Genomic DNA, 332 nt, shown 5'->3' with positions numbered 1-332 from the left:
GCAGTTCAGATCGTGGACATGGCAATTTCGATCAGACCTGGCTGACAACAAGCACCAATCACTGGGCTGGACAAAGTGCTGGTGACTGGACGCTGATCATCAAAGATACTCAGAGCGGAAAGACTGGAACTCTGCAGAACTGGGAACTTCGTCTTTACGGTGATCAAGCTGCTGATAACAGCACTTATGTCTATACCAATGAGTTTGCAGAAATAGGCACAAGCGATCGCGCTGTCATTACAGACACTGAAGGTCTTGATATCATCAACACAAGTGCAGTCTCAGGTGATGTGGTGATTGACTTAAGTGGCACTCATCAGTCTTCCATTGCA

1 protein-coding gene is annotated in these 332 nt (G+C 47.0%); it reads left to right on the top strand.

Features of this window, described 5'->3' with window-relative positions:
- A partial coding sequence (locus tag PPL9_RS00990; RefSeq protein ID WP_200962045.1) for a proprotein convertase P-domain-containing protein occupies positions 1-332 on the top strand: 332 nt, incomplete at both ends.

Origin of the sequence: Pseudovibrio sp. POLY-S9 (assembly GCF_001431305.1) — a bacterium.
In the GTDB taxonomy this organism is placed as follows: domain Bacteria; phylum Pseudomonadota; class Alphaproteobacteria; order Rhizobiales; family Stappiaceae; genus Pseudovibrio.
The sequence above is the reverse complement of the archived record's forward strand: the minus strand, read 5'-3'. Positions and strand labels throughout refer to the sequence as shown.